16 protein-coding genes are annotated in these 15,347 nt (G+C 37.3%); 14 read left to right on the top strand and 2 right to left on the bottom strand.

Going from position 1 to position 15,347, the window contains the following annotated elements; translation table 11 throughout:
* The first annotated feature begins 8 nt into the window (after window positions 1-8).
* From tlyA to CDOMC_RS06460, 7 genes are all read left to right on the top strand, one after another.
* Window positions 9-734 carry a 23S rRNA (cytidine-2'-O)-methyltransferase TlyA gene (tlyA, locus tag CDOMC_RS06490; protein ID WP_172128846.1) on the top strand — a complete coding sequence of 242 codons (726 nt, stop codon included), beginning with the start codon at window positions 9-11 and terminating at the stop codon, window positions 732-734.
* Complete coding sequence (locus CDOMC_RS06485; protein ID WP_169942348.1) at window positions 700-1,584, top strand: bifunctional riboflavin kinase/FAD synthetase; 885 nt, start codon at window positions 700-702, stop codon at window positions 1,582-1,584. The genes tlyA and CDOMC_RS06485 overlap by 35 nt, the downstream gene beginning before the upstream one ends.
* Window positions 1,581-2,285, top strand: coding sequence for a carboxy-S-adenosyl-L-methionine synthase CmoA (cmoA, locus tag CDOMC_RS06480; RefSeq protein WP_172128845.1), 705 nt, complete (start codon window positions 1,581-1,583; stop codon window positions 2,283-2,285). The genes CDOMC_RS06485 and cmoA overlap by 4 nt, the downstream gene beginning before the upstream one ends.
* A gap of 88 nt (window positions 2,286-2,373) precedes the next feature.
* Window positions 2,374-3,465, top strand: coding sequence for a transglutaminase domain-containing protein (locus tag CDOMC_RS06475; RefSeq protein ID WP_172128844.1), 1,092 nt, complete (start codon window positions 2,374-2,376; stop codon window positions 3,463-3,465).
* Window positions 3,462-3,791 (top strand): mercuric transporter MerT family protein, encoded by a 330-nt coding sequence (locus CDOMC_RS06470; protein ID WP_172128843.1) that lies wholly within the window; start codon window positions 3,462-3,464, stop codon window positions 3,789-3,791. The genes CDOMC_RS06475 and CDOMC_RS06470 overlap by 4 nt, the downstream gene beginning before the upstream one ends.
* The gene (locus CDOMC_RS06465; RefSeq protein ID WP_172128842.1) at window positions 3,784-4,044 is read left to right on the top strand and encodes a heavy-metal-associated domain-containing protein; all 261 of its coding nucleotides are present in this window, start codon (window positions 3,784-3,786) and stop codon (window positions 4,042-4,044) included. The genes CDOMC_RS06470 and CDOMC_RS06465 overlap by 8 nt, the downstream gene beginning before the upstream one ends.
* A 21-nt stretch (window positions 4,045-4,065) precedes the next feature.
* The gene (locus tag CDOMC_RS06460) at window positions 4,066-5,343 is read left to right on the top strand and encodes a M20/M25/M40 family metallo-hydrolase (RefSeq protein WP_172128841.1); all 1,278 of its coding nucleotides are present in this window, start codon (window positions 4,066-4,068) and stop codon (window positions 5,341-5,343) included.
* Window positions 5,344-5,414: 71 nt separating this feature from the next.
* Here CDOMC_RS06460 and nth read toward each other — a convergent pair whose 3' ends face one another.
* On the bottom strand, window positions 5,415-6,047 hold the full coding sequence (gene nth / locus CDOMC_RS06455) for an endonuclease III (protein WP_172128840.1): 633 nt from the start codon (window positions 6,045-6,047) through the stop codon (window positions 5,415-5,417).
* 106 nt (window positions 6,048-6,153) lie between these two features.
* On the opposite strand from nth, the gene CDOMC_RS06450 reads away from it, so the two are divergent.
* The 7 genes from CDOMC_RS06450 to CDOMC_RS06420 are packed head-to-tail and all read left to right on the top strand — an operon-like array spanning window position 6,154 to window position 13,381.
* On the top strand, window positions 6,154-6,966 hold the full coding sequence (locus tag CDOMC_RS06450; protein WP_172128839.1) for a peptidylprolyl isomerase: 813 nt from the start codon (window positions 6,154-6,156) through the stop codon (window positions 6,964-6,966).
* Between the two features lie 17 nt (window positions 6,967-6,983).
* A complete protein-coding gene (gene fbaA / locus CDOMC_RS06445) occupies window positions 6,984-8,048 on the top strand; it encodes a class II fructose-bisphosphate aldolase (protein WP_172128838.1) in 1,065 nt (354 codons plus the stop codon).
* Window positions 8,049-8,056: 8 nt separating this feature from the next.
* Window positions 8,057-9,382, top strand: coding sequence for a MotA/TolQ/ExbB proton channel family protein (locus tag CDOMC_RS06440; RefSeq protein WP_172128837.1), 1,326 nt, complete (start codon window positions 8,057-8,059; stop codon window positions 9,380-9,382).
* Window positions 9,366-10,433, top strand: coding sequence for an OmpA family protein (locus CDOMC_RS06435; protein WP_172128836.1), 1,068 nt, complete (start codon window positions 9,366-9,368; stop codon window positions 10,431-10,433). The genes CDOMC_RS06440 and CDOMC_RS06435 overlap by 17 nt, the downstream gene beginning before the upstream one ends.
* A gap of 40 nt (window positions 10,434-10,473) precedes the next feature.
* Window positions 10,474-11,274, top strand: a complete 801-nt coding sequence (locus CDOMC_RS06430; RefSeq protein WP_236861375.1) for a 1-aminocyclopropane-1-carboxylate deaminase — start codon at window positions 10,474-10,476, stop codon at window positions 11,272-11,274.
* A complete protein-coding gene (gene hisD / locus CDOMC_RS06425; RefSeq protein WP_172128835.1) occupies window positions 11,271-12,578 on the top strand; it encodes a histidinol dehydrogenase in 1,308 nt (435 codons plus the stop codon). Before CDOMC_RS06430 ends, hisD begins: the two co-directional genes overlap by 4 nt.
* A gap of 50 nt (window positions 12,579-12,628) precedes the next feature.
* Window positions 12,629-13,381, top strand: a complete 753-nt coding sequence (locus tag CDOMC_RS06420; RefSeq protein WP_172128834.1) for a flagellin — start codon at window positions 12,629-12,631, stop codon at window positions 13,379-13,381.
* 61 nt (window positions 13,382-13,442) lie between these two features.
* On the opposite strand, the gene dnaK is transcribed toward CDOMC_RS06420, so the two are convergent.
* The gene (dnaK, locus tag CDOMC_RS06415; RefSeq protein WP_172128833.1) at window positions 13,443-15,329 is read right to left on the bottom strand and encodes a molecular chaperone DnaK; all 1,887 of its coding nucleotides are present in this window, start codon (window positions 15,327-15,329) and stop codon (window positions 13,443-13,445) included.
* Window positions 15,330-15,347: the final 18 nt, after the last annotated feature.

Genomic DNA, 15,347 nt, shown 5'->3' with positions numbered 1-15,347 from the left:
GAGTTGTGATGAGGTTTGATCTGTTTGCAGCACAAAAGCTAAATATCAGCAGAAACAAGGCTAGCGAGCTTATAAAATCGGGCAAAATTTTACTAAACGGTGAAGTTGAGACAAAGCCAAATAAAGAAGCTAGCGAAGATGACGAGATAAATTTGCTTGAAGAGGTTTACGTCGGACGAGGTGCACTTAAGCTAAAGAGCTTTTTAGAGCATTACAAGCTTGATTTAAAGGGCAAAACGGCTCTTGATATCGGTAGCAGTACAGGCGGATTCGTACAAATTTTGCTTAAAGAGGGCGCAAGTAGAGTAACCGCGCTTGACGTGGGCAATAGCCAGCTTGATGAGAGCTTAAAAAACGATAGCAGAGTTGAGGTGAAAGAAGATACCGACATAAGAGAGTTTGCCCGCGAGGCAAAATTTGAAGATGAAAATATGAAATTTGACGTAGTAACCTGCGATGTGAGCTTCATCTCGGTAGTGCAAATTTTGCCTGACATTTTAAAAGTCGCCAAAAAGGATATAATAATACTCTTTAAGCCCCAGTTTGAGGTGGGGCGTGAAGCTAAGCGCAATAAAAAAGGAGTCGTAACCGATGCCAAGGCTTTATCGCGAGCAAGAGCGAAATTTGAGCTTGCGGCTGCAAATTTGGGCTTGGTATTACGGGAGTGTCGGCAGTGCGAAGTAAGAGGAAAGGAAGGAAATGCCGAATTTTTCTACGCTTTTAACAAAGGATAATATCACCGCCGTTGCTATCGGGCATTTCGACGGAGTGCATCGCGGGCACAGGGAGCTTTTAAATCGCTTAGGCGAATTTGGAGGGCTTGTCGTCATAGATAAAAACAAGGCAAACATCACTCCAAAGCTTAAGCGCGCCGAATACTCGAGATATCCGTGTTTTTTGTATGATTTTAACGCTATAAAAGGGCTTAGTGGAGATGAATTTATAGCTCTTTTGAAAAGAGATTTTAAAAATTTAAAAAAGATAGTCGTGGGGTTTGATTTTAGATTTGGTCGAAACAGGGCGTGGGATAAGTATGATTTGAGGCGAATTTTTGACGGTGAGGTTGATATCGTAGAGGAAGTTTGCTTTGAGGGTATGGGCGTGCATAGCTCTGCGATTCGAGAGTTTATAAAGCAGGGGCAAATTTACGAGGCAAATCTCTTAATAGGGCGCGAATACTCAATCGAAGGCGATGTAATCAAAGGTCAAGGAATAGGGCAAAAAGAGCTTGTGCCGACTCTAAATTTGGACGTGAAAAACTATCTTTTGCCTATCGAGGGCGTTTATGCGACGCGCACAAGAATCGGCTATAAGACTTACGGTTCGGTAACTTTTATCGGAAATCGCTTAAGCACGGACGGCAAATTTAGCGTAGAAACTCACGTCATAAACGAAAATATATCAAACGCAAGCCACGTGGCGGTATGCTTTATAAAGCGACTTCGCGGAAATATGAAATTTGCCGATTTAAGCAGTTTAAAAGCGCAGATTAAATTCGATATAAGCGAGGCTTCTAAATTCGTAGGAACCTGTGATCTGTATATAGACGACAAGATGATAAGAGGGGGCGTGGCGCAAAGATGAGAGATGAAATTTTTAAAGAGCCGATAAAAAAGCAGTTTGAATTTGACGCTGCGGTCGCTAGCGTGTTTGACGATATGATAAACCGCTCGGTTCCGCACTATGATATAGCCCAAAGTCTCATTGTCGAATTTCTTGTAAAAACATTAAAAAAAGAAGCTTTTGTGCTTGATCTTGGCTGCTCTACGGCTTCTACTTTGCTAAGGCTTTATGAGGCGAGAAGTGATCTGAATTTGCGCGGTATAGATAACGCAGCCGCCATGCTTGAAAATGCAAACGCCAAGATAAGAGCTTATGGCGCAAATATAACTCTTGAGCTCGCCGATATCTTGGAGTGCGATTTAGGTGTGCAAGATGCGGTGCTTATGAACTATACTTTGCAGTTTATCCGCCCTATAAAAAGACAGGAATTCGTAGGCAAAATTTATGAGAGCCTAAATGAAAACGGAATTTTCGTCTTTAGCGAAAAGATGATATTTGAAGATAAGACATTAAGTAAAAATATCATCGAAATTTACGAAAACTACAAGCTAAATCAAGGATATTCTAAATTTGAAATCGCTCAAAAGCGAGAAGCTCTTGAAAACGTGCTGATACCATACACTGAATCCGAAAACAGAGAGCTTGCTTTAAATGCGGGATTTAAGAGTGTGGAGTGCTTGTTTAGGTGGGCAAATTTCGCCACATTTATAGCGTTTAAGTAGTATAAAATTTTCAAACGAATTTTAGTAATTAGCAAGTAAAATACCTCTTAAGAGTTGCGGTGCAACTATATTTATACAAGGCATTTTCATGCAAAGACGTGATTTTTTCAAATTTAGTGCGGTTGTCGGTGCGGCTAGTTTTGCGCCTAATGTTGTTTTAGCTAATAGTGAGGCGATTAAGACGCCTAACAAAAATAGAGTTTTTGACGTTAGCCTTAAGCATAGTCTAAAAGAGCAAGGAAAGTTTAGTAGGCTTTGGGTTCCGCTTCTTGTCGGTAACGAATATCAGCAGCTTGTAAGCAACTATGATGTATCGACAAACGCAAAAGAACACTATATCTCAGATCTTGTGATACCTACGCTTTATGCGGGATTTGGCGAAGATGAAAAAGATGCGAATTTAGAGCTTAAATTTCGTGTCCGGACACAGGAGAGAAACACTGATTTTAGCAAGGTAAATTTCAACGAAAACGAAAAACTTAGTCCTGAAGTTGAGTTTTTCTTAAAACCTACCAAACAAATCCCAAATACGGGCGTAGTAAAGCAAAAAGCCGAAGAGATCGTAAAGGGAATTAACGGCGATCTTGAAAAAGCAAGAGCGATATACACTTGGGTTGCAAACACCATGCAGCGGGATAACAGCGTCATAGGATGCGGTCTAGGAGATGTAAAAGCGATACTTGAAAGCGGAAAGCTCGTGGGCAAATGCACCGATATAAACTCTGTTTTCGTAGGGCTTTGCAGAGCAGTTGGCATACCTGCTAGAGAGCTCTTTGGCATAAGAGTTGGTCAAAGCAGATTTTCAAACGAGATGGGTAAAGCCGATGCAAACGGACTTGCTAAAATTTCAGGCGGTCAGCATTGTAGAGCGGAATTTTATCTTAAGGGATACGGCTGGATACCCGTAGATCCTGCCGATGTTACTAAAGTGCGTCTAGGCGAAAAGCTAAGCAATAGCGATGAGAAGCTAAGCAAAATTCGCGAATATCTCTTTGGTAACTGGGAGATGTGCTGGGTAGGATTTAACTACGGGCGCGACTTCATCTTAAAGCCAGAGCCCGAGCAGATTCCGCTAAACAACTTCGGCTATCCGTATGCGGAAACTGACGGAAATACGGCAAATTATTATTCGCCAAAAGAATTTAGCTACGACTATACCGCACAAGAGTTAAAAGCTTGAGAAGTGTATTTTTAGCCATCGCTTCGATAATAAGTGCCTTTGCGGCTACACTTTGTTGCTTGCCGGCACTGGTTTTTCTCATATTTGGTGCCACTTTTAGCCTTTTAGGCAGTGAAGCGATAGAGAGCTTAACTGCTCTTAGACCTTATTTTACTGCACTTGCGCTTATATGTTTTGTGGCAAGTGGATTTTATATGTTTAAGAAACAAAAATCTTGCGATATTAAAAATAGAAGCAAAAAATGGGTCTTAATCTATATTCTTTTAGCTGTTTTTGTGATTATTTTGCTATCATATCCTGAAGTTTTGGGGGCTTTTTATGCGTAAATTTATTGCTCTTATTATTATGGCAACTCTTGCTATGGCAAATCAAAATTTTGTGATTTTGGTTGAAGGTATGCATTGTCCGCTTTGTACTGCAATGGTTAGAAAGGCCTTGCTTCAAGTGGATGGAGTAAAGAGTGCTAAAGCCAATCTAAGAGATAAAAAAGCTACTGTAGAAACTGATGATAAGGTTAGCGAACAGCAGCTTCTTGACGCTGTTGCAACAACTGGATATACAGGCAAGATATTAAAATAGATTATTTTATAAGGAGAAAATATGCAAAAGAGTGATGTTTTAACCATTTTTGAGAAAATTTGCGAGATCCCGCGTTGTAGCCATAAAACCGAGCAGATGCGTGAATTTTTAGTTAGCTTTGCTAAGGATAAAGGCTTTAGCGTAGATGTTGATGAGCTTGGTAATATACATTGCAAGAAGGGAGAGCCTAAAATTTGCCTTCAAAGCCACTATGATATGGTCTGCATGGGAGATGCTCCAAATATAAAACTTTACTATGAAAACGGCATTATGAGGGCTGTAAATTCATCTTTAGGCGCTGATAACGGTATAGGCATAGCTATGATGATGAGCTCTATGAAGGAATTTAATAACTTAGAGTGTCTTTTTACCAACGATGAAGAAGTCGGACTAATAGGCGCAAATGGCTTCAAAGGCAAGATTGTAGCGCCAAATTTGTTAAATTTAGATAGCGAAGAAGATGATCGTGTTACTCTTGGATGTGCTGGCGGCATCAATGTAAGCGCAAAAATAAGCGATGAAAAAGTTAAAAAAAGTGGCAAAATTTATGAAGTAAGTGTCACAGGACTTCCTGGCGGACATTCTGGAAATGAAATTCACAAAAATATCCCAAGCTCAATTAAAGTAATCGGTAAATTTTTAGGAGAGAATGGTTGTGAGCTAATCAGCCTTGATTTTGGCGAAAGAAGCAACTCTATCCCATCAGCTGCAAAATGTACAGTAATAAGCGCAAATGAGTTAAAAGACGATGGAATAGTTAAAGTCAAAAAAGTAGGTGAAGGAGAGGCTGAGGTTTTAGTAAAAAGTTGCAAAATTTTGGCTCTTATAAACTCATTTGCTCAAGGCGTAAGAAGCTATAATGTAGAGCTTAATATGGTAAATAACAGTATAAATATGTCTACCGTAAAACAAAAAGAAGGGGTTATCGAATTTGACTTCTTTGGCCGTGCAATGAGCAAAGAAGGATTGAAGAAGCTTGGCTTTGAGACCAAGACTTTATGCGACGCACTAGGCTTTGATACTGTTGTTAAAGATCGCTCTGCGAACTGGAATCCATCAATAAGTGACTTTAGTAATTTAGTGCTTGACGAGCTTAAAAAATTAAAGCCAGATGCTAAATTTAGCGCTGTTCACGCTGGTCTTGAGTGTGGAATTTTAGTAAGCAAGCAACCAGGACTTGAGGCTTGCTCTATAGGTCCAAACATCCATTCTCCACATTCAGTAAATGAGCGTTGCGAGGTTGAATCCGTGGAAATGATGGAAAAGGTCGTTAGAAATATAGTTGCACGTATGCAGTAGATTTTGCATATTGATTAATAATTTTAAGTGCAAATCAGTCACAGTATGGCTTGATTTGCACTCTTTAAATTTTAGATTCTCTTATCTTTGCTTTTGCAAAGCTCACTCATAAAGCACTCCTCGCACTTTGGTTTAACCGCTTTGCAGGTGTATCTGCCAAATAAGACCATAGCTTGATGAAGTATATTCAGATCTGTTTTAAATGCTTTGGTTAGATCTATCTCTACGCCTTCTGGGGTCTTTGCATTGCTTAAATTTAGTCTATGAGATACTCTAAATACATGCGTATCTACAGCCATTAAATTTTCACCGTTATGCTCTATTAGCACGACGTGTGCGGTTTTTTGTCCAACTCCCGCAAGGCTTACCAGGTCTTTTTCATTTAGCGGAATCTCACCTCCGAAATTTTCCATCACGCTTTTTGCCATTTTGATCAAATTTTCAGCCTTATTATTAAAAAAACTACAGCTTTGTATGAGCATCTTTATGCTAGCTAAATTTGCATTTGCCATTGATTTTATATCAGGATATGCTTTAAAAAGCTCAGGCGTTATCAGATTGACTCTTTTATCAGTACATTGTGCAGACAACATTACACATACTAATAGTTCGTATAGATTTCTAAACTGAAGTTCGCTTCTTGCATTTTCAAAATTTGCTAAAAATTGATTTTTTATATTTTGTATGTCTTTTTTCGTTCTCAAGGATATAACTCAGCCTTTTTAGTTTAAAATTTCAATGAATTATAACCTATTCTTAACAACTTTCTTGGTATAATCGAGCGTAAATTTTTTTAAAAGGATTCGCATGATGAATAAGGTTTTGTTTGGAGCTTTGAGTTTAGCGGCTGCTATGAGCCTAAATGCAGCTGTTTATGCAACTGTTGATGGTATGAATATAGAAGATAAAGATGTGCAACTTACACTTGGTGCTATGCCTGGAGTAACCCTTGAGCAACTTCCTAAAGATACTCAAAAGAAGGTAATAGACGAGACTATAGCTAGAAAACTTCTTATTAAAGAGGCTAAAAAAAGTGGTATAGAGAAAGACAGCGAATATAAAAATGCTATAGAGACTTTAAAAGACAATGTAGCGCTAGATGTTTGGATGAGAAAAATTTTTAACGATATTAAAGTAAGCGAAAAAGATGTGAAGGATTTTTATGATAAAAATAAAGATCAATTTGCAGAGCCTGCGCAAGCTAAAGCTAAACATATTTTAGTATCTGCTGAAAAAGATGCGGTTGATATAATAAATCAGCTAAAAAGCCTAAAAGGAGACGCTTTAGTTAAAAAATTTGAAGAGATAGCTAAAGCTAAATCGATTGATCCTGGTTCTGGTGCAAATGGCGGAGAACTTGGATGGTTTGGACAATCTCAAATGGTAAAACCATTTGCTGATGCTGCTTTTGCACTTAAGAAAGGTGAAATCACAACAAAACCTGTTCAAACACAGTTTGGTTATCACGTAATATTTAAAGAGGACTCTAAAAATGCAGGAACAGCTACTCTTAATGAGGTTAAAGGCCACATCGAGGGTAATTTAAAAATGGAAAAATTTAGAGACGAGATGAAAAAACGTGGCGATGATCTTCGCGCTAAAGCAAAAGTTGAATATAAATAATTAAAAAGAGGTGCAAAATGGGTGTTTTAGATATCGTAAAGCCAGGAGTTTTGGTAGGAGATGATGTTAGTAAACTTTATGAACATGCTAAAAGCGAAGGGTTTGCGATCCCTGCGGTAAATGTTGTAGGAAGTAATTCGGTAAATGCAGTATTAGAAGCCGCAAAGACAGCTAAATCACCTGTTATTATTCAGTTTTCAAACGGTGGAGCCGGATTTTATGCTGGTAAGGCCTGTGAAAATGCAGCCGTTCTTGGAGCGGTTGCAGGAGCGCAACATGTGCATTTATTGGCTAAACATTACGGTATACCTGTAATCATTCATACTGATCATGCCGCAAAAAAATTGCTCCCATGGATAGATGAGCTTATTAAATTTAGCCGTGAATATAAGAAATTTCACGGCAAACCACTTTTTAGCTCTCACATGCTTGATCTTAGCGAAGAGAGTTTAGAAGAAAATATCTCAATTTCTGAAAAATACTTAAAAGAGCTTAGCGAACTAGGAATTAGTCTAGAAATCGAGCTTGGAGTAACCGGCGGAGAAGAGGATGGTGTAGATAATACGGGTGTAGATAATGCTCTTTTATACACACAACCTGAAGATGTGGCTCTTGCTTACGAAAGACTTGGCAAGATAAGCGATAAATTTAGCATTGCGGCCAGCTTTGGTAATGTTCACGGAGTTTATAAACCTGGAAATGTAGTGTTAAGACCTGAAATTTTAAAAAATTCTCAGGAATTTGTGAGTAAAAAATTTAACACAACTTGCAAGAAGCCTGTAAATTTTGTATTCCATGGCGGAAGCGGAAGTGAGTTAAAAGATATTAAAGATGCCGTTAGCTACGGTGTAATTAAGATGAACATAGATACCGATACTCAGTGGGCGTTTTGGGACGGAGTGAGGGAATATGAACTAAAAAATAGAGCCTATTTGCAAGGCCAAATAGGAAATCCTGAAGGTGATGATAAACCTAATAAAAAATATTATGATCCTAGAAAATGGCTAAGAGGCGGAGAAGAGTCTATGGTAAAACGCCTACTTACAGCATTTGAGGATTTAAACTGCTTGAATAGAAATTAAGGTTGTATATGGGTTTAAAAAACGATACCTTAGCCGAACTTGCTCTGCCTGAAGCGCAGAATAGAAAGTCGGCTCTGGTATATTTAAAAATAGTATTTTTGCCGATTGCTATATATGTTATTGTTCTTCTTGGTTATTTTAAAGTTATAGATTTTAAAGTGGGTCTTCATACTGTCATAATGATGGGTATAATACTTTTTATCGCTTTGATTTTTGCTAAAAACAGCGCCGAGCTTGCCTATTGTCACTTTGAGCAAAGTGGAGCTGATTTTAAGAGAAATTTAAAAGAGTATATTATCAAACATCTCTTGGTGATCGGAAAAGATACGAAGTCAAACGCTAGTTTCGATGATTTTGTAGAGTATTATACTAGAAATTTAAGAAATGAAAATTTTGCTTCAGTGGGTGCTGGCATCTTTCCTATGTTTGGAATTTTGGGAACATTTATAAGTATAGCTTTATCTATGCCTGAGTTTAACTCATCAAATACTATTGGGCTTGAAAAAGAGATTTCAATGCTTTTAAGTGGCGTTGCTACCGCATTTTATGTCTCAATTTACGGAATATTCTTAGCTCTTTGGTGGATTTTTTTTGAAAAATACGGAATGAGTCGTTTTGAAATTTTGGTTAGGCGACAAAAGAATTCTACAAGCTCGTTTTTTTGGACCAAAGAGGAGATTGATAGGAGATTTTTACAAGAAAATTTAAGCCATTTTGAAAAGATAGGTGTGATATTTGAGCATGTAAGCAATCAAGAATTTTTTGCAGAACTTAATAAGACTATAGATAATAAATTTAAAGTATTTAGCGATATTGTAAAAACAGAGGGAGACGCCGTAAAACTAAGTAGCGAACATATAAAACAGACTATGACTACCCTTTTAAAATCATCAAAAGATCAAAGAGATCTGGTTAAAATTCATGCTGAAATTTTAAATGTTATCAACAAATTTAATATAAATATCAAAGATATGCAGATAAAATTTTCAGAGCAGTATAATAAGCTTTATGATGTAGGAAATGAGCGTATTTTAAAGCTTGAAAAAAGCGTGATAGATCTGGAAAATAATATTAAAAATTTTAACACCTCACTTAATACTTTTAGCGATCAGATATTAGAAAAACAAAAACAAGCTATGGATGGATTTAAGACTAGCCTAATAGAAGGAATGAGTGCTTTTAAAGAGGCTTTTAACGAAGAAAATATAGCCTATGATGACAATATAGATCTTATTAACGAGCTAAAACAGGATATTGACGAGCTTGATAAAGAAGCAAGTGAGATCTTGCAAACAATAGAAAAAGCAAGCATGTTAAATGAAGATAAGAAATAGCGAACAAAACGGAGATCAGACCTTTTGGGTATCTTATGCCGATTTAATGGCTGGGCTTATGTTTGTCTTTATGCTCATAATCGGTGCGGTTGTCGTTAAATATGTCTTAACTCAAAGCGATCTAGTAAAACTTCAGTCAAATTTAAAAGAGCAAGAGAGAAATATAACAATATCTCAAAACGAACTTAAAAAACAAGAGAAGACAATACAAGAGATTTTCATAAATTTAAATGCCGCAAAGAGTGAAAATAGAGAACTTGTAGATATAAATCAGATAGTAAAAGAGCAGCTAGAAGCCACAAAGGCTCAAAAAGATAAACTTGAAAGTATAACCTCTTCCTATGAAAATAGGCTTGATGATGCAAATAAGACTATTTTAGATTTAAGTCTTGAACTTTCTAAAGCTTTGCAAATTCTAAATCAAAAAGAGATACAGATAAATGAGTTGTTGTCAAATTTAAAACTAGAAAATTCCAGATATTCTGCCTTGGAGTCTGATTATAACGATACTAAAAACAAGATAAAAAATATTAGCTTGCTTCGCTCAAATGTAATATCAAATTTAAAAGATAAGCTTGGAAGTAAGGTAAATATAGATCCGACATCCGGTGTAGTCGCACTTCCTGATTCTATACTTTTTGATACCGGCTCATACAAACTAAAAGAGAGTTCTAAAGAACATTTAAAAGAGATATTGCAGAACTATTTTGAAGCTATTTTAAATAGTGAAGAGATATTAAAACATATAGATAAAATCGTTATAGAGGGACATACAAATTCTATAGGCAGCTATTTATATAACCTTGATCTATCTCAAAAAAGAGCTTATGAGGTGCTTCAGTTTATCTATTCTTGGAATAAAGATAAGAGGCTTGAAGGGTATCTAATGGCAAGCGGACGTAGCTTTAGCGATCTTGTTATTAAAGATGGCGTGGAAGATGCTGAAGCTTCAAAAAGAATTGAGATTAAAATTTCATTTTCGGACAAAGAGGCTATGCAAGAGATAGAGAAGTTTTTGGAGCAACAAAATAGAAAATATTCACAAAATTAGCTTTAAGGGACTTAATTTTTATCTGCTTCGCGATGATCTGATAGGCGGAGAATTTAATGGAAATAAGGCTAGAAAGCTTGAATATTTTTTAAAAGCCGACTTAAGAGGCATCAAGAGAGTCGTGAGCTATGGTTCTAGCCAATCAAATGCGATGTATAGCATAAGTTTATTTGCTAAAATAAAGGAGCTTGAGTTTTATTATGTAGTTTCAAGCTTAAACTCAAATTTAGCCGATAATCCGATTGGCAATTTTAAATTTGCACTTGAAAACGGAATGCAAATTTTTATAGATAAAGATAGAGAGCAAAAAGCAAGAGAGCTAGCAAGCGAGGAAGATTCATTGCTTATAAACGAAGGAGTATGGCAAAAAGAGGCCGAAATGGGCTTTATCTCTCAAGCCAAAGAGATTGAGTCTTTGGCCAATAAACACTCTAAAACCTTTGATATTTTTTTGCCATCTGGCACCGGAACTAGTGCAGCATTTTTAGCTAAACATACTAAATTTGATGTATTTACTTGTCCTTGTGTAGGAGACGCAAAATACCTAAAAAGCGAGATTTTGGCTCTAGATCCTAATTCAAAGGTTCAAATTTTAAATCCTCCTAAAAAATATCACTATGGGGATTTAAAATTTGAGCTTTATGAAATTTGGCAAGAAATTTTAAAAGAAACAGGCATAGAATTTGATCTAATCTATGATCCTGTAGGGCTTTTAACACTTTTTGCAAATTTGGATAGATTTAAAAATGAAATTTTATATATCCATCAAGGTGGAATTTTAGGTAATATTAGTCAAAAAATAAGATACGAAAGAAAGATAAAAATGAGGGAGATGAGATGAAATTTTTACTTACAACAGATACTGATTTTAGAGAGAAATTTGATAGGCTGGTAAATAGGTCTGATATGGATATGAGTCATGTTATGCCGGTGGTTTCCGGAATTTTAAATGATGTTAAAAAAGAAGGGGATAGGGAGCTTTTTGAGCAGATTTCTAAATTTGATCGCTGGAATCCTGACGAGAGTAACTTTAAAATAAATCCGATAGATATGCAAAACGCTTATGATGATATTGACGATTCGCTAAGAGTGGCGCTAAACTTAGCCTATGATCGCATTAAGGCTTATCATGAAAAAAGCATACCTAAGACTTGGACCAAAAGAGATAGTGTCGATGTGCTTCTTGGTGCAAAATACACCCCTATTGATAGAGCCGGACTTTATATACCTGGCGGCAAAGCAGCATATCCTAGCTCGCTTCTTATGAACGCAATTCCTGCTATAGTAGCCGGCGTAAAAGAGATAGTTGTTTGTACTCCTGCAGTTGAAGGAAAAGTAAACAAGCTACTTTTAGCAGCTATGCACGTATGCGGTATAAAAGAGGCTTTTAAGGTAGGCGGAGCAAGCGCGATCGCCGCGATGGCATACGGCACAAAGAGCATAAAAAAAGTAGACGTGATAACAGGGCCGGGAAATATCTACGTCGCAACGGCTAAAAAGCTTGTTTACGGAGAGGTAAATATCGACATGATAGCAGGGCCAAGCGAGATAGGCGTAATAGCAGATGAGAGCGCAAATGCTCGCCATATAGCTATAGACATGCTCTCTCAGGCCGAGCATGATGAGCTTGCCAGTGCATTTTTAATCACTCCAAATCAAGCTTTTGCAACCAAGGTTCAAGAGCATATAAATGAGGAATTAAAGAGTCTTGAAAGGCGCGAAATAGCTGGGGCAAGTATAAAAAATAAAAGTGCAATAATAGTAGCAAAAGATATGAACGAGTGTGTGTCTCTTATGAATGAGCTTGCGGTAGAGCACTTGGAAATTGCTACAAATAATGCTCTTGAGATTATGAATGATATTAAGCATGCAGGGGCTATATTTTTAGGGCACTTTACTCCTGAAGCTATGGGGGATTATCTGGCTGGACCAAACCATACTCTTCCTACAGGCGGAAGTGCTAGATTTTACTCTCCTCTTGGGGTTGAAAATTTTATGAAAAAAACTTCTATTATCTCTGTTGGAACTAAAGGTATAAGCGAATTAGGGCTTGCCTGCATGAGGCTTGCGGAAGCAGAAGGACTGACAGCTCATAAGCGCTCTGTGGAAGTAAGGTATAATGAGATAAAAGGTTCTTGTTTATAAGAAATTTATAAGATAATTTGTATAATGTGCAAAATTTAAAGGAATTTGATATGAAACTAGCAGGATACAGTGCAAATTTAAACAATCACTATCTCGAACAGGCTAAAAATAGTAGCGATAAAGCGTTAAAGAATATAGCTGCCGAGCGCGCTATAAGTGGTATTGATAGTGCTAATCTAATAATAGCCGATAATTTAAAAGCTCAAAGCTCTGTGCTAGAGCAGGGTATTACAAATGCAAATGACGCTATAGCGATGCTTCAAATCGCGGATAGCACTCTTGCAAATATCACAAAGAGCGCCGATAGGATAAACGAGCTATCCGTGTCTTTTAATAATGCCGCTTTAAATAGCGACCAAAGAAGAATGATAAGAAGTGAGGCTACAGCTTTAGTAAAATCTATGGACGATAGTCTTTCTCAAGCAAGCTTTAACGGCAAGAATATCTTTGGCGGTGAAATGAACTTCTTAACCGGAAACGGCATGCAAGGGCTAAATTTATCATCCATTAACTCATCTGATATTGATGTGGCTAATCAAGATAGTATACATAAATTTATATCCAATGTAAATTCACTACGCGCGGAGATTGGATCGACTCAAAATGCAATGATTTCGGGAATAAATTCTAGTTTGACTAAAAACGTAGCGCTTAAATCAAGTGAAAATAATATGCTAAATAATGATATGGCTAAAAATATAACTGATCTAAATAGCAATAATTTAAAACTAAATGCGTCCATTATGGCTCAAGCGCATAACAACGTAAATTTACAAAATCAAGTCACTAGACTGCTTGGATAAATTTAATATTTTTAATTTATTGATTTATGAGAAAAAAGGGGCTCAATTAGCCCCTCGTAGTTTATTCGACTTCGGCGTCTATTACGTCGTCATCTTTCTTTTTATTTTTAGAAGCTGCATCAGCATTTGCATTAGCGTTATCATCTTTTTTATACATAGCCTCTGCTAGCTTATGACTTGCTTCGCTTAGAGCTTTTACTTTTGCATCCATCTGTTCTTTTGAAGCACTCTCATCTTTTAAAGTCTCTTTTAGCTCGTTTAGAGCTTTTTCGATATTAGCCTTATCGTCGGCAGGTATCTTGTCTCCTAGCTCACTTAGGCTCTTCTCTGTTTGATGAGCCAAGCTGTCTGCTTGATTTCTAGCTTCTACTGCCTCTTTGCGCTTTTTGTCATCCTCTTTGTGAAGCTCAGCATCTTTTACCATCTTATTTATCTCGTCATCGCTTAGTCCGCTTGAGCCAGAGATAGTGATATTTTGAGCCTTGCCTGTAGCCTTATCTTTTGCGGAAACAGTTAAAATTCCGTTCGCGTCTATATCAAACTCAACCTCTATTTGTGGTACTCCGCGAGGTGCAGGCGGGATACCTTCTAGGTTAAATTGGCCTAGGGATTTATTATCTCTAGCGAAGTCTCTTTCACCTTGCAATACATGTATGGTAACCGCGCTTTGATTATCTTCCGCAGTTGAGAATACTTGATTTTTCTTAACAGGTATTGTTGTGCCTTTTTCTATTATCTTAGTCATTACGCCACCAAGAGTTTCGATACCAAGGCTAAGCGGAGTAACATCAAGAAGCAATACGTCTTTTACGTCACCTTTTATAACCGCACCTTGTATTGCAGCACCGATAGCAACGACTTCGTCAGGATTTACGCTCTTGTTTAGCTCTTTTCCGAAAGCCTTTTTTACCTCTTCTTGGACAAGTGGCACACGAGTAGATCCACCCACCATTACTATCTCTTTTACTTCAGATTTGTCTAGCCCTGCCTCTTTTACAACCTCGTTTATCTTAGATATGGTCTCTCCTACCAAATCTTCTATCATAGACTCAAATTTTGCACGAGTTAGCTTTTTAACAAGGTGTTTTGGACCGCTTGCATCAGCTGTAATAAATGGTAAATTTATCTCTGTCTCTTGAGCAGAGCTTAGCTCTTTTTTAGCATTTTCTGCAGCCTCTTTTAGTCTTTGAAGCGCCATAACGTCTTTTTTAAGGTCTATTCCTTGCTCGTTTTTAAATTCATTTGCGAGCCAGTCTATCAAGCGGTTATCAAAGTCATCACCACCTAAAAACGCGTTACCACCTGTTGAAAGAACCTCTACTACGTTATCTCCAGTTTCAAGAACGGTTACGTCAAAAGTACCACCACCAAGGTCATATACTACTATCTTTTCTGCTTCTTTTTTATCAAGACCGTAAGCAAGTGCAGCCGCTGTCGGCTCGTTTATGATACGTAGCACGTTTAAACCGGCTATGGTTCCAGCCTCTTTGGTAGCCTTTCTTTGGCTATCGTTAAAGTACGCAGGCACTGTAATAACCGCATCTATAACCTTTTCGCCAAGGTAAGCTTCGGCATCCTCTTTTAATTTCATCAAAACTTTAGCCGAAATTTCTTGAGGAGTATATACCTTGCCGGCTATTTCAATAGCGCAAGCGCCATTTCTATCAACTACATGATAAGGAAGCCTTGTTTTAGCTTCTTTAGCCGCCTCTTCATTACTCATTAAACCCATTATTCTTTTTATAGAATAAATTGTTTTCTCAGGGTTTGTAACCGCTTGGCGCTTAGCACTATCACCTACTAAAACTTCACCTTTATCTGTAAAAGCCACAACCGAAGGAGTTGTGTTTTTACCCTCTTTGTTTTGTATTACCTTACTCTCTCCGCGCTCATAAACACTCACACAAGAGTTTGTTGTACCAAGGTCGATTCCTATAACTTTTCCCATTTTCTATCCTTTGTTTAA

This window comes from Campylobacter sp. RM16192, from assembly GCF_004803855.2.
Classification (GTDB): domain Bacteria; phylum Campylobacterota; class Campylobacteria; order Campylobacterales; family Campylobacteraceae; genus Campylobacter_A.
This window is presented reverse-complemented; position numbering and strand designations above follow the sequence as displayed.